General features: G+C 71.4%; 11 protein-coding genes. 7 read left to right on the top strand and 4 right to left on the bottom strand.

Annotated elements, in window-relative coordinates:
- From Q8M88_RS13350 to trxA, 7 genes are all read left to right on the top strand, one after another.
- On the top strand, positions 1-330 hold a 330-nt coding region (locus tag Q8M88_RS13350), incomplete at its 5' end, for a GNAT family N-acetyltransferase (protein WP_371132709.1).
- Positions 327-782, top strand: coding sequence for a tRNA (adenosine(37)-N6)-threonylcarbamoyltransferase complex ATPase subunit type 1 TsaE (tsaE, locus tag Q8M88_RS13345; protein ID WP_305597647.1), 456 nt, complete (start codon positions 327-329; stop codon positions 780-782). The genes Q8M88_RS13350 and tsaE, both read left to right, overlap by 4 nt.
- Positions 772-1,860, top strand: a complete 1,089-nt coding sequence (gene amgK / locus Q8M88_RS13340; RefSeq protein ID WP_305597646.1) for an N-acetylmuramate/N-acetylglucosamine kinase AmgK — start codon at positions 772-774, stop codon at positions 1,858-1,860. Before tsaE ends, amgK begins: the two co-directional genes overlap by 11 nt.
- Entirely contained in the window at positions 1,857-2,567 is a 711-nt protein-coding gene (locus Q8M88_RS13335) for a nucleotidyltransferase family protein (protein WP_371132708.1), read from the top strand. The genes amgK and Q8M88_RS13335 overlap by 4 nt, the downstream gene beginning before the upstream one ends.
- Complete coding sequence (gene addB, locus Q8M88_RS13330) at positions 2,564-5,584, top strand: double-strand break repair protein AddB (RefSeq protein ID WP_305597645.1); 3,021 nt, start codon at positions 2,564-2,566, stop codon at positions 5,582-5,584. The genes Q8M88_RS13335 and addB overlap by 4 nt, the downstream gene beginning before the upstream one ends.
- Positions 5,581-9,045, top strand: a complete 3,465-nt coding sequence (gene addA / locus Q8M88_RS13325; protein ID WP_305597644.1) for a double-strand break repair helicase AddA — start codon at positions 5,581-5,583, stop codon at positions 9,043-9,045. Before addB ends, addA begins: the two co-directional genes overlap by 4 nt.
- Before the next feature lie 81 nt (positions 9,046-9,126).
- Complete coding sequence (trxA, locus tag Q8M88_RS13320) at positions 9,127-9,462, top strand: thioredoxin TrxA (protein ID WP_305597643.1); 336 nt, start codon at positions 9,127-9,129, stop codon at positions 9,460-9,462.
- Positions 9,463-9,502: 40 nt separating this feature from the next.
- Here the strand turns inward: trxA and Q8M88_RS13315 are convergent, their stop codons facing one another.
- The 4 genes from Q8M88_RS13315 to trpB all read right to left on the bottom strand — a co-directional run.
- On the bottom strand, positions 9,503-10,819 hold the full coding sequence (locus tag Q8M88_RS13315; RefSeq protein WP_305597642.1) for a folylpolyglutamate synthase/dihydrofolate synthase family protein: 1,317 nt from the start codon (positions 10,817-10,819) through the stop codon (positions 9,503-9,505).
- Positions 10,820-10,843: 24 nt separating this feature from the next.
- Positions 10,844-11,770 carry an acetyl-CoA carboxylase carboxyltransferase subunit beta gene (locus tag Q8M88_RS13310; protein WP_305597641.1) on the bottom strand — a complete coding sequence of 309 codons (927 nt, stop codon included), beginning with the start codon at positions 11,768-11,770 and terminating at the stop codon, positions 10,844-10,846.
- A gap of 4 nt (positions 11,771-11,774) precedes the next feature.
- Positions 11,775-12,605, bottom strand: coding sequence for a tryptophan synthase subunit alpha (gene trpA / locus Q8M88_RS13305; protein ID WP_305597640.1), 831 nt, complete (start codon positions 12,603-12,605; stop codon positions 11,775-11,777).
- Positions 12,602-13,636: tryptophan synthase subunit beta (gene trpB, locus Q8M88_RS13300; protein ID WP_305597639.1), on the bottom strand; the 1,035-nt coding region annotated here is incomplete at its 5' end. The genes trpB and trpA, both read right to left, overlap by 4 nt.

The following is a 13,636-nucleotide window of genomic DNA, read 5'->3' as shown; positions in this document are numbered from 1 at the left end:
CGCCGCGGGCCCGACGGGACCCTCGCCGATCCGCGGTGGGCGGCGAGCGCAGTGTCGCTGGCGCGCCGGTATTCCGCGCCTGTGGTCCCGATCCACCTGGACGGGCCAGCCTCCACCCTGTTCCACCTGTTCAACCGGTTTTCGAGCGAACTGCGGGACATCACCCTGTTCCACGAGCTGTTGAACAAGCGAGGCCGAGCTTTCACCCTGACCGTAGGGCCGACGATCGCGCCAGACGCGCTGGACGGGGAGGCCGCCGAGGTGAGCGCCGCCCTGAAACGCTACGTCGAGCAGACCCTGCCGCTCGGCCCTGACCGGCCGTTCGCATGAGCGGCGCCCGTGAACTCACCCTCGCCGACGAGGCGGCCACCGCCAGGCTGGGGGCTGCGCTGGCCGCGGCGCTGCGTCCAGGCGAGGCGATCTGCTTGAGCGGGCCGCTCGGCGCCGGCAAGTCGACGCTGGCCCGCGCCCTGGTGCGAGCCCTGACGACGCCGGACGAGGAGGTGCCCAGCCCGACCTTCACCCTGGTGCAGTTCTACGAGGGCGCGCGACTCAAGATCGCCCATTTCGACCTCTACCGGCTGAACTCGCCCGACGAGGCCTACGAGATCGGCCTGGACGAGGCGCTGGACGACGGGGCGGCGGTCATCGAATGGCCCGAGCGCCTGCAGGGTCGCCTGCCACCGGCGCGACTCGATATAGAGATCACCCTGGAGGGAACCGGTCGCCGCGCGCGGCTGGCGCCCCGCGGCGCCTGGGAAGGACGCAAGCTTGAGTTCTGATCGCGAAACGCTGAAGGCCGAATTCCTGCGCAGCGCCGGGCTGGACGCCGCGCGGCGGGAACCGCTGAGCGGAGACGCCTCCACGCGCCGCTACGAGCGCTTGTACCCGGCGATGGGCGGCAGCCTGATCTTCATGGACCAGCCGCCGGTGGAGAGCGATCCCTGCCCGCCGGACGCGACGCCCGAGCAGCGCCGTGCGGGCGGATACAATGCGCTGGCCCGGCTCGCCGCCGGTCGCGTGGACGCCTTCGTCGCCGCCGCCGGCTGGCTGCGCGCCCAGGGTCTGTCGGCGCCGCGCATCGAGGCCCACGACGCCGGGCACGGTCTGGCGGTGCTGGAAGACCTCGGCGACGACCTCTACGCGCGGCTGATCGAGGACGGCGCCGACGAGTGGCCCCTGTACGACGGAGCCATCGAGGCGCTGGTGCGCCTGCACGCCATCACCCCGCCGGCCATGCTCAGCGCCGATGGCGCAGACTGGCCGCTGCTGGACTACGACGCGGTGGCGCTGCGCACCGCCGGCGACCTGTTCGTCGAATGGCTGCCCAAGCTGAAGACCGACCTCACGTTCGGCGCGGACGCGACCGCCGAATGGGACGCCCTCTGGACGCCGATCTACGCGCGGGGCGCGGCCGGGGCTTCGGTGTTCTGCCATCGCGACTACCACGCCGAGAACCTGATCTGGCTGCCGGGGCGCGAGGGCGCGGCTCGTGTAGGATTGCTGGACTTCCAGGACGCCCTGCGCGCCCATCCGGCATGGGACCTGTCGATGCTGCTGCACGACGCGCGCCGCGACGTCTCCGCCGATCTTGAGGCCGCGGCGCTGGGCCGGTATTTCGCGCTGCGTCCCGACGCCGACCGGGCTGCTCTGACGGCCGACTACCATGCGCTGGGCGCGCTCAACATCAGCCGCATCCTCGGCATCTTCGCCCGCCTGGTGACCCGCGACGCCAAGCCCCGCTACGCCGCCTTCATGCCAAGGCTGTGGGAATACCTCGACCGCTGCTTGGGCGATCCCGAGCTTGCCGCGCTCAAGGCCTGGTTCGACCGCAACGTGCCGCGGGACGCGCGCCAGTGAGCGCGCCCGTCACCGCCATGGTGCTGGCCGCCGGCGTCGGGTCGCGCATGCGCCCGCTGACCGACACCCAGCCCAAGGCGCTTGTGCAGGTGGCCGGCAAGCCGCTGATCGACCACGTGCTGGACCGCCTGGCCGACGCCGGCGTCGAGCGCGCGGTTGTCAATGTGCACCACTTCGCCGAGCAACTGGAGGCCCACCTCGCCGCCCGATCGAGGCCCAGCGTGCAGATCTCCGACGAGCGCGCCGGTCTGCTGGATTCCGGCGGCGGCATCCATCGCGCCCGCGCGCTACTAGGCGACGACCCGATCTGGGTGGCGAACATCGACTCCCTTTGGATCGACGAGGGCTTACCGCCGCTGGAGGCGATGAAGGCCGCCTGGGATCCAGAGGTCATGGACTGCCTGCTGCTGCTGGTGCAGCGCGGACGCGGCATCGGCTTCGAGGGGCCGGAGGGATTCTGGCGCGACGCCGACGGGCGGCTGGTGCACTCGCGCGATCCGCTTAAGCCGACGCCATTCGCTAACGTCGGCTTCCAGATTCTCAAGCCCCAGATCCTCGAAATGGAAACCGACGCGGCCTTCTCGATCCTGCCCACCTGGCGGCGGCTGTCGGCGCAAGGACGGCTGTTCGGCGTGCCGATGGAGGCGTTCTGGATGCACGTCGGCGACCTCGCTGCGCAGGAGGCGGCGGAGGCCAGGCTAAGGTGAGCTGGGAGGCGATCTTCGGCCGTCCCGGACCGCGCTGGTTCAACATCCCGGCGCACCGGCCGTTCGCCCTGGATCTGGCGCAGGGCCTGCAGGCGGCGCTCGTGGACCTGGGGCCGGAGGCGCTGTCGCAGGCCGTGGTGCTGACGCCGACCCGGCGCGGCGCGCGAGCGCTGGCCGACGCCTTCCTGGCCGCCGCTGAAGGGCGTGCGGTGCTGCCGCCGCAGATGCGCCCGCTGGGCGACCTGGACGAGGGCGAACCGCCGTTCGAACCGGGCGACATCGCCCTCGACCTGCCGGCCGCCATCGAGCCGCTGCGGCGCAGGTTCGAACTCACCCGGCTGGTCCACGACCAGGCGCATCTGCTGGCCGGCGGCGCGCCGGGCGCGGCCCAGGCGCTGGAATTGGCCGACGCCCTGGGAAGCTTCTTCGACAGCCTGCAGATCGAGGAGATCGACGCCCAGGACCGCTTGGACGAACTGGTCGAGGCCGATCTCGCCGAACACTGGCGGCTGTCCAGCTGCTTCCTCGAGGCGGCGCTTCACGCGTGGCCGAAGCGGCTGCAGGCCATGGGCCTGGTGGACGTCAGCGCGCGCCGCGTCGCCCTGCTGCGGCGCCTGGCGCAGAGCTGGCGGGAGCGTCCGCCGCCCGGCGTGCTGATCGCCGCGGGGTCTACCGGCACTGCGCCGGCCACCGCCGACCTGCTGGCGGTGATCGCCGCCGCGCCGCTGGGCGCAGTGGTGCTGCCGGGGCTCGACGAGAGCCTGGCGAATGACGCGTGGGACAATGTCGGCGAACAGCATCCGCAGGGCGCCATGCGCCGTCTGCTGCTGCGGGCCGAGGTGGATCGCGGCGCAGTCGCCACATGGCCGGCCTCGTCCACGTTCCAGGCCCGGGGCCGATGGCGCCGCCGGGTGGTCAACGAGGCGCTGCGCCCCGCCGAATCCACCGCCGACTGGCTGGGCGTGATAAACAAGCTGCGCCTTGAGGGTGAGAAGGAGGAGATCGACCCGATCGCCGCCGGCCTCGAGGGCCTCAGCCTGATCAGCGCGCGCAGCGACGAGGAGGCGGCGACCGTCGCCGCCCTGCTGCTGCGTGAGACGCTGGAGACCCCGGGGCGCACCGCCGCGCTGGTCGCGCCGGACCAGGGCCTGGCCCGCCGCGTGGCCGCCAAGCTGGCGCGCTGGGGCGTGATCGCCGACTCCTCGGCTGGCGAGGCGCTGTCGGGATGCCGCTGCGGCGTGCTGGCGGGCCTTGTGGCGCGAGCCTGCGCCGACCCGCTCGACCCTGTGGTGCTGCTGGCGATCCTCAAGCACCCGTTCGCCCGCTTCGGGCTGGAGCCTGCCGCGCTCGACGCCGCCCGCGAGACGCTGGAGCGCCGTGCGTTGCGCGGGCCGCGGCCCGACGCCTGGGAGGTGATCGAGGCGCGCCTGGGCGACGCCCATCCTGCCGCTCTTGACCTCGCCGCACGCCTGCGCGTCGTGCTCGAAGCGCTCTGCACGCCCTTCGCGGATGACGAGGCGACGCCGGGCGACGCGGCCCGCGCTCTGGCCACCGCGATGGAGGCGATCGCCGCCGACGCCAGCGGCGAACCTGGCCAACTCTGGGCCGGCCACGGCGGCGAGGCCATGGGGCGCTTGCTGTCGTCGCTGATGCGGGAAACCGAAGGTCTGCCGGCGGTCACCGCCCACCGCTTCGCCGATCTGCTGTCGCGGCTGGTCGAGGGCGAAACGGTGCGGGCCGGCGGCGCGACTCATCCGCGCCTGCGCATCCTCGGCGCCATCGAGGCCCGGCTGGTGCGCGCCGATCGCCTGATCCTGGCCGGCCTGGAGGAGGGCGTCTGGCCCCGAGGGGCGCCGTTGGATCCGTTCCTGTCGCGCCCCATGCGCGAGAAGCTGGGCCTGCCGCCGCCGGAGCGCCGGGTCGGCCTGGCCGCGCACGACTTCGCCCAGGCGGCCTGCGCGCCGGACGTGGTGCTGCTGCACGCCGAGCGCCGCGAAGGCGCGCCGGCGGTGAAGTCGCGCTGGCTGTGGCGGCTGGAGACCCTGGCCCGCGGCGCGGGCGTCGCCATCGCCACACGCCCCGAACTTCTCGACTGGGCGCGCAACCTCGACGCCCCTGGGGAGTACGCCCCGGCCCGCCGGCCCGCGCCCGCGCCGCCCGTGGAGCATCGGCCGCGCGTACTGGCGGTGACCCGCGTCGAGGCCCTGACCCGCGACCCCTATGCGGTCTGGGCGCGCGACATCCTCAAGCTGCGGCGCCTGGAGCGGCCGGACGAGCCGGTGGAGGCGCGCGCTCGTGGCACCGCCATCCACGCGGCGTTCGAGCGGTTCGCCAAGACCTGGCCGCGCGAGGTGCCCGACGACGCGGCGCAGGTCTTCGAGGGCTATTACGTCGAGGCGTTGGAGGCGGCCGGGATGCCCCGCGCGGCGTTGGCGCGCGAACGCGCCCTGGCGCGCGAGGCGGCGATGTGGGTGGCCGACCTTGAGCGCCGCCGCCGCAAGGTCGGACCGACCCTGTTGATCGAGGCCAAGGGCAAGTTGACGTTCAAGACGGCGGGCGGCCTGTTCACCGTCACCGCCATCGCCGACCGGATCGAACTGACCCCCGACGGGTTCGGCCACATCCTCGACTACAAGACCGGCAAGGCGCCGTCGCAGAAGGTGGTGGACGCGGGCTTCTCGCCGCAACTCACCCTGACCGCCGCGATCCTGGGCGCCGGCGGGTTCGCCGAGGCCGGCGAGGTGATCCCGGGCGATCTCACCTATCTGGAGGTCACCGGGCGCAAGCCGGCCGGCCGCGAGGAGGTGCGCGCCGTGGCCGGCGAACGGGCCCATGAGGCGGCCGAACTGGCGCTGATCGGCCTGAAGGACCTGATCGAACAGTTCGAGGACCCGTTGCGCGCCTATGTCTCGCGCACCGCCCCGCAGTTCGTCCACCAGTACGCCAGCGACTACGATCACCTGGCCCGCGTGTTCGAGTGGTCGACCAGCGGCGATGACGGGGAGGGAGAAGCGTGAACCTGATCGTCGACGCGGCCATCGCCGACCCGCAGCGTGTCGCGGCCGACCCGACGCTCTCGGCCTTCGTCACCGCCAACGCCGGGTCGGGCAAGACCAAGACCCTGATCGATCGGGTGGCGCGGCTGCTGTTGGCCGGGGCCGAGCCGGCGGCGATCCTCTGCGTCACCTACACCAAAGCCGCCGCCGCCGAGATGCAGCGGCGGCTGTTCGAGCGCCTGGGCCGCTGGTCGGTGTGCGACGACCTCGAACTGTCGCATCAGCTCGCCGAGCTTGAAGGTCCGGCGGCGAATGACGACTACGAGCCGGCGCGCCTGTCGGCGGCCCGCGCGCTGTTCGCCCGGGCGCTGGAGACGCCCGGCGGCCTGAAGATCCAGACCATCCACGCCTTCTGCGAGAAGCTGCTGCGGCGCTTTCCCCTTGAAGCCGGGGTCTCGCCTGGGTTCCGGGTGATGGACGACGTGGCCGCCGCCGCAGTCGCCGCCAGCGCCCGGCGCGGCGTCGCTCACTACGCCCTGGAAGGAACCGGCGCGGTCGCCGAGGCCTACGCCCGGTTCTCGGTCGCCCTCGACTTCAACGCCTTCAATTCGATGTTCCAGGCCTTCGAGGCGCGGCGCGGCGCACTGGCCGCCTTCCTGGACGTCCAGGGCGGGTTACGCGGCTCGCAGTCCTGGATCTGGGAGGCCTGCGGGTTCGACGGGCCGGCCGACGCCGAGGCTGAGGCGGCCGAAGCCATGGCGGCTCTGGATGGCGAGCTTTGCCTGGCCGCGGCGGCGGTGCTGGACGCCGGCGGCAAGACCGACCAGCGCTGCGCCGCGCAACTACGCGCCCTCGCCCAACTTGAGGCGCCGACCCTGGCCGACGCCCTGGCCGTGCTGTTCACCGAGAAGGGCGAAGGAACGCCGGCCACGTGGGTCGCCAAGACCAGCGGCCTGAAGGCGCACGAGGCACTGCGCGGCCGCCTGCTGGACGCGCAGCGGGCGCTGGAGATCGGGCGCGAGAAGGTGCGCGCCGCACGGGTGGCCTGGGACAGCGTCTATGCGCTCACCCTGGCCGACGCCTACCTCACCGCCTATCGCCTGGAGAAGCAGTCCGCCGGCGCCCTGGACTTCGCCGACCTGATCGAGCGCACGGGCAAGCTGCTGGCCACGCGGCCGGCGGCGGCCTGGGTGCTCTACAAGCTGGACGGCGGCATCGACCACGTGCTGGTCGACGAGGCGCAGGACACCGCGCCCGAGCAGTGGGACATCGTCCGCGCCCTGACCGGCGAGTTCTTCTCCGGCGAGGGTCGCCCGCGCGACACGCAGATCGAACGCAGCCTGTTCATCGTCGGCGACGACAAGCAGTCGATTTATTCGTTCCAGGGCGCTGACCCTGAACGCCTGATCCTCGAGACCCAGGACTACATGCTGCGGATCGAGGCGGCGCTGCGGCGCGGCGTGGTGGCGCCGCTGACCGCCTCGTGGCGCTCGACGGTCGAGGTGCTGCGCTTCGTCGACGCGGTGTTCATCGCCGGCGCGCCGCCGAGGCTGGAACCGCTGCGCCACGAGCCGATGCGCGCCGACCATCGCGGCTGCGTCGACGTGTGGCCGCTGGTGCAGGAGATCCGCGGCGAGGAACGCGGCGCCTGGGACGCGCCGCTGGATGCGGAGGCCGAGACCGGCGCGAACCGGCGGCTCGCCGAGGCCATCGCCTGCGAGATCGGCGATCTGGTGGCGCGCGGGGACGCGGTGTTCGACAAGGACTCCCAGGCCTGGCGCCCCGCGCGGTTTGGCGACGTGCTGATCCTGGTGCGAAAACGCGGCGCGCTGTTCGAGGACATCCTGCGCGCGCTGAAGCACGCCCGCGTGCCGGTGGGCGGGGCCGATCGCTTGGCGCTGTCGCAGCACATCGTCTTCGACGACCTGATGGCGCTGGCCCGATTCGTCCAATTCCCGCGCGACGAGCTGAACCTGGCGGCGCTGCTGAAGAGCCCGCTGTGCGGCCTGGATGACGACAGCCTCTACGCGCTGGCCCATGGCCGGGATGAGCTGAACCTCTGGGACCTGCTGCATGCGCGCGCTGTTGAACGGCCGCACTGGCAGGGGGCCGCCGCGCTGCTGGCCCAGGCGCGCGCGCTGGCGGGGGAGCGGCGGCCTTTCGAGTTCTTCAGCCGCATGCTGTCGTTGCGCGATGCGCAGGGGCGCTCGACGCGCAGCCGGCTGCTGCGCCGGCTGGGCGGCGAGGCGGAGGACGCGTTGGACGAGTTCCTCAACCAGGTGCTGGCCGCCGAGGCGCGCGGCGTCGACGACCTGGAGAGCCTGATCGCGGCGTTCGCCGACCTCGACATCGTCGTCAAGCGCGAGATGGGCGACGGGCGCGACGAGGTGCGGGTGATGACCACCCACGGCGCCAAGGGGTTGGAGGCGCCGATCGTCTTCCTGCCCGAGGCCGCCGCCCAGGCCGGCGCGCGCGGATCGCCGCTGATGGAGACCGACAAAGGCGGCTTCCTGTGGAGCGCATCGAAGGCCACCGACTGCGAGGCCTCCGCCGCCGCGCGCGAGCGCCGCGCCCGCAAGGAGGACGAGGAGGCCTTGCGCCTGCTGTACGTCGCCCTGACCAGGGCCCGCGACCGGCTGGTGATCTGCGGGCGGATCGCGGCGAACCGGCGCGAGGACGGCCTGAAGGGCTGGTGGCCTCTGTTGAAGGCGGCGCTGGATCACGAGCAGGTGGCGCCGCACGTGCGCCCGGCGGCTTGCGGTGCAGTCACCGCCCTGCGCTTCGGCCCGGACCCGCGCGCGCTGGGCGCGTCGCAGCGCAGCGACTCCGGTCCCTCCGCCTTGCCGTCCTGGGCAGGGGAAGACGCCGAGGCCGAAGGTTTCGCCCGCTTCGCCCAGCCGTCCGAGACTGCGTCCGACGCCGGGCGCGCGCCCTCCCCGCTGATCGAGACCGCCGGGCTGGGGCGTTTCCGGCGGGGCGATCTGATCCACCGCCTGCTGCAGATCCTGCCCGACCTGCCAGCGTCCGACCGCGCCGCCGCGGCGGCGACCCTCCTGGGCCGCGAGACCGACCTGAACGATGTCCAACGCGCGGAGATGGCCACCGCCGCCTTGTCGGTGCTGCGGGATCCCCGCTTCGCCGAGGTGTTCGGTCCCGGGAGCCGCGCCGAGGTGGCGATCACCGGCGGGGCGTCCAGCCTGCCGGCCGGCCTGGCGATCTCGGGCCGTATCGACCGGCTGGTGGTGCTGCCAGACCGGGTGCTGGTGGTGGACTTCAAGACCAACCGCCCGTCGCCGGCGACCATCCAGGCGGCCGACCCCGCCTACATCCGCCAGATGGCGATGTACGCCGCGGTGCTGCGCGAAGTGTTTCCCGGACGCACGGTGGAAGCGGCCCTGGTGTGGACCGACGGCCCTAAGCTGATGCCGGTTCAAGAAAACCTGATGGCCCAATCATTGGTCGAGCTTGGCCGCAGTGGTTGATACCGTGGCGTCACCCGCTTACATGCCGGATCGGGAATGCGGTCGCCGCGTTGATGGTCCGGCCGCAAGAGGAGCCTTCAAATGAGCACCGTGCAAATCACCGACGAGTCCTTTGACCGGGACGTTCTTCAGGCCGATGGGCCGGTGCTCGTCGATTTCTGGGCTGAATGGTGCGGCCCCTGTAAGCAGATCGCGCCTGCGCTGGAGCAGATCTCCGACGAGCTGGGCGGCCAGGTGACCGTGGCCAAGCTCAACATCGAGGAAAGCCCCACCACGCCGTCGCGCTACGGCGTGCGCGGCATCCCGACGATGATGTTGTTCAAGGGCGGCCAGATGACCTCGATGAAGGTCGGCGCCATGCCCAAGCAGAAGATCCTCGAATGGCTCTCCGAAGCCGGCGTGCAAAGCGTCGCCTGAACGGATTGCGCCCGTCCCCGGTGAAAGCCGGGGCGGGCTTCTAGGTCGGCCAGGTCTCGGGGCTCAACGCCAGGACCTCGCCGGCGAAATGCAGCCCACCGCAGATGATGATGCGCGGCGCGGGACCCTTCGCCGCCAGCGCGAGGTCCAGCGCCGCCTGCACATCCTCAGCCGGCTCGGCCTGCAATCCCACCTCGACAGCCGCAGCAGCCAGCGCCTCCGGGGTCATGGCGGTGGCGGACTCGAACGTCGTGGTGATGATCCGCGCGCCCAGCGGCGCCACCGCCTGGAAGAAGCCCTGCGGGTCCTTGCGGCCGTACATAGCCACGATCAGCGTCAGCGGCCGGGGATCGCGCGCGGCCATCCGCTGAGCGGTCTCGGCCAGCGCCAGCGCGCCGTGCGGATTGTGCGCCCCATCCAGCCACAACTCAGCGCCCAGCGCCTTGGCTGGCGCGCCCATGGGGCCGGTCGTCAGGCGCTGGAAGCGCGCGGGCCACACCGCATTGGCGATCCCCGCCATCGCCTGATCGTCGATGCGCGCGCCGGCGAAACGTACCGCTGCGGCGACCGCAAGGCCGGCGTTCTCCGCCTGATGCCGCCCGCCGAGGCTGGGAGCCGGCAGGTCGAGCAGCCGGTCGGGGGTCTGCACCACCAGACGGCCGCGTTCCTCCCAGGCGTCGATCTCGCGGCCCATCATCCACACCGGCGCTCTCAGCGCCTCGGCTTCGGCCTCGATCACCTGGGCGGCCTCGGGGCGCTGGCGGGCGACGATCGCCGGGCGCCCGGCCTTGATGATCCCGGCCTTCTCCCAGGCGATCTTGGTGAGTTCGGGTCCCAGCATCTCCAGATGATCATAGTCCACCGGCGTGATCACGCTCACCGCGGGTGCGGGAAACACGTTGCTGCTGTCGAAACGGCCGCCCAGGCCCACCTCGATGACGCAGAGGTCGGCCGGCTGGCGGCCGAACGCCTCGAAGGCGATGACCGTCAGAATCTCGTTGAAGCTGATCTCCTGGCCGGCGTTGACCGCGATCACCTGGTCGATCAGCTCGCGCAGCTCCGGCTCCGACACCAGCGTGCCTGCGATGCGGATCCGCTCTGCGAAGCGCACCAGGTGCGGCGAGGTCAGCACGTGCACCCGCAGGCCCGCCGCCTCGCCGATGGCGCGCAGGAAGGCGCAGGTCGATCCCTTGCCGTTGGTGCCGGCCACATGGACCACCGGCCCCATCCGGTCCTGCGGGCGGCCAAGCTGTTCGAGCAGGCGTTCGACCCGCCCTGTCGACAGGTCGATGAGCGAGGGGAACTGTTCGCGCAGCCTCGCGATCAACGCGTCGAAGGCGCGGATCTCATCGTACATGCCAAGCGGGTCCTAGGGTGGCGGTCAGGCCGCCTGGGCGCGTGAGCGGCCCATCATCAGCGTCTTGAGGATCGAGCCCAGCACTTCGGGCAGGTCCTTGCGGGTCACCACCCGATCGACCATGCCGCGCTCCACCAGGAACTCCGACTTCTGGAAGGCGGCGGGAAGGGTCTCGCGGATGGTCTGCTCGATGACCCGGCGCCCGGAGAACCCGATGGTCGCATTGGGCTCGGCCAGGTGGATGTCGCCCAGCATGGCGTACGACGCCAGCACCCCGCCGGTGGTGGGATCGGTCAGCACCACCACGTAGGGCAGGCCCGCCGCCTTGACCTCGTTCACCGCCAGCGTCGTTCGGGCCATCTGCATCAGCGACAGCGTGCCTTCCTGCATCCGGGCGCCGCCGGAGGCGGTGAACACCACGAACGGCACGCCGCGCCGCACGGCCTCCTGAGCGCCCTTGATGAAGGCTTCGCCCGCAGCCATGCCCAACGAGCCGCCCATGAAGGCGAAGTCCTGCACCAGCACGATGACCGGCTGGCCCTGGATCTGACCGAAGGCTATGGCGACGGAGTCCTGCTCGCCCGTCGACTTGCGCGCGGCTTTCAGCCGTTCAGCGTACGGGCGCTCGTCGGGGAACTTCAGCGGGTCGTCGGCGACCACCGGGGATGCGATCTTCTCGAACTTGCCGTCATCGAACGTGTAGCGCAGGCGCAGTTGCGTGCCGATGCGCATGTGGCTGCCGGACGGGGTCACCCAGTGGGCGGCCTCCAGGTCCGAGCGGTAGATCATCTCGCCCGTGTCGGGACACTTGACCCACAGGTTCTCGGGCGTCTCGCGCTTGGCGAAGGCGTTGCGCACGCCAGGCGCGATCCGCGCCAGCCAGCCGCGACGTTCTCTCGGGGTTTGGGGCCCCTTGCCGGGCTTGTCGTCTTTTTGGTCAGCCATCGCCATGGTTCTAAACCGTCAGGCCGAATCGGGCGGAACGGACAGCCTTAGCCAACGATTCGACTTTTGAAAGCACGCTCAAGGTAACGTCTTCGTTCATCTGCAGGCCGTTGGCCACCTCTTCGACGAGGGCCGAGCCCACGACCACGGCGTCGGCGACGCGGGCGACCGCGGCCGCGCGCTCGGGCGTGCGGATGCCGAAACCGACCGCCACCGGCAGGCCAGAGATTCGGCGCACCCGCTCCACCGCCGGCCTGACAGCGTCCGCATCGGCTTCCTTGACGCCGGTCACCCCGGCCACCGAGACGTAGTAGACGAACCCTGAGGCGCGTCGGACGATCGTGCCGACACGCGCGTCGTCGCTGGTCGGCGTCGCCAGCATGATCAGCGACAGGCCGGCCGACTTCAGGGCGTCGGCGATGGGGTCGGCCTCTTCCGGCGGAACATCGACGAGGATCACGCCGTCGACGCCCGCCTCGGCGGCGTCGCGAGCGAAAGCCTCGACGCCCCAATTCAGAACCGGGTTCATATAACCCATGGCGATGATCGGCGTAGCGTCGTCGCGTGTGCGGAACGCGCGAACCATGCCCAGGGTCGCCTTCAGCGTCATGCCGGCGGCAAGCGCGCGCTGCGCGGCGCGCTGGATCGGCGGTCCCTCGGCCATCGGATCGGAGAACGGCATGCCCAGTTCGATGATGTCGGCGCCGGCGCCGGGCAGGCCGTCGAGGATCTTCTGGCTAGTCGCCGCATCCGGGTCGCCTGCCATCACATAGGCGACGAACGCTGCGCGCCCCTCGGCCTTCAGCGCGGCGAAGCAGGCGTCGATACGCGCCGTGGTCAAATCGAACGTCCCAGGTAGTCGGCGACGGTGGCGACATCCTTGTCGCCGCGGCCCGACAGGTTGAGCACGACGATGCCGCCCTTGCCGACCTCGGCCGCCACATCGGGCAGGCGGGCCAGCGCGTGGGCGGATTCGATCGCCGGCAGGATGCCCTCCAACTCGGCGCAGAGCTTGAACGCCTCCAGGGACTCGGTGTCGGTGGCGGTGAGATAGGTCGCGCGGCCGACGTCGTGCAGCCAGGAATGCTCCGGCCCGATGCCCGGATAGTCGAGGCCGGCCGAGATCGAATGGCCTTCCTTGATCTGGCCGTCGCCGTCCTGCAGCAGGTAGGTGAGGTTGCCGTGGAGCACGCCGGGGCGCCCGCCGTTGATCGCCGCAGCGTGTCGGCCGGTATCCATGCCGGAGCCCGCAGCCTCGACCCCATACAGCTTCACGCCCTCGTCGTTGAGGAACGGATGGAACAGGCCGATGGCGTTGGACCCTCCGCCGACGCAGGCGACCACCGCGTCGGGCAGCCGGCCTTCGAGCGCCAGCACCTGGGCGCGCGCCTCGCGACCGATCACCGCCTGGAAGTCGCGCACCATCTCCGGATAAGGGTGCATGCCGGCCGCCGTGCCGATCAGGTAGTAGGTGTCGTGGACGTTGGTGACCCAGTCGCGCAACGCCTCGTTCATGGCGTCCTTGAGCGTCGCCGACCCCGAGGTCACCGGGACCACCTGGGCGCCCAGCAGGTTCATGCGGAACACGTTCGGCTTCTGCCGCTCGACGTCGACCGCGCCCATATAGACCACGCAGGGCAAGCCGAAGCGGGCGCAGACCGTGGCCGTGGCCACTCCGTGCTGGCCGGCACCGGTCTCGGCGATGATCCGGGTCTTGCCCATGCGCCGGGCCAGCAGGATCTGGCCCATGCAGTTGTTGATCTTGTGCGAGCCGGTGTGATTCAGCTCCTCACGCTTAAGATAGATCTTCGCCCCGCCGAAATGGTCGGTCAGGCGGCTGGCGAAATAGAGCGGAGAGGGCCGGCCCACATA

It is taken from the genome of Phenylobacterium sp. (genome assembly GCF_030693805.1).
Lineage (GTDB): Bacteria > Pseudomonadota > Alphaproteobacteria > Caulobacterales > Caulobacteraceae > Phenylobacterium.
This window is presented reverse-complemented; position numbering and strand designations above follow the sequence as displayed.

What these genes read in the sequence shown, in the direction of transcription:
- tsaE (WP_305597647.1), top strand. Translation starts at nt 327, where the DNA reads ATGAGCGGCGCCCGTGAACTCACCCTCGCCGACGAGGCGGCCACCGCC.
- trxA (WP_305597643.1), top strand. Translation starts at nt 9,127, where the DNA reads ATGAGCACCGTGCAAATCACCGACGAGTCCTTTGACCGGGACGTTCTT.
- Q8M88_RS13315 (WP_305597642.1), bottom strand. Translation starts at nt 10,819, where the DNA reads ATGTACGATGAGATCCGCGCCTTCGACGCGTTGATCGCGAGGCTGCGC.
- Q8M88_RS13310 (WP_305597641.1), bottom strand. Translation starts at nt 11,770, where the DNA reads ATGGCGATGGCTGACCAAAAAGACGACAAGCCCGGCAAGGGGCCCCAA.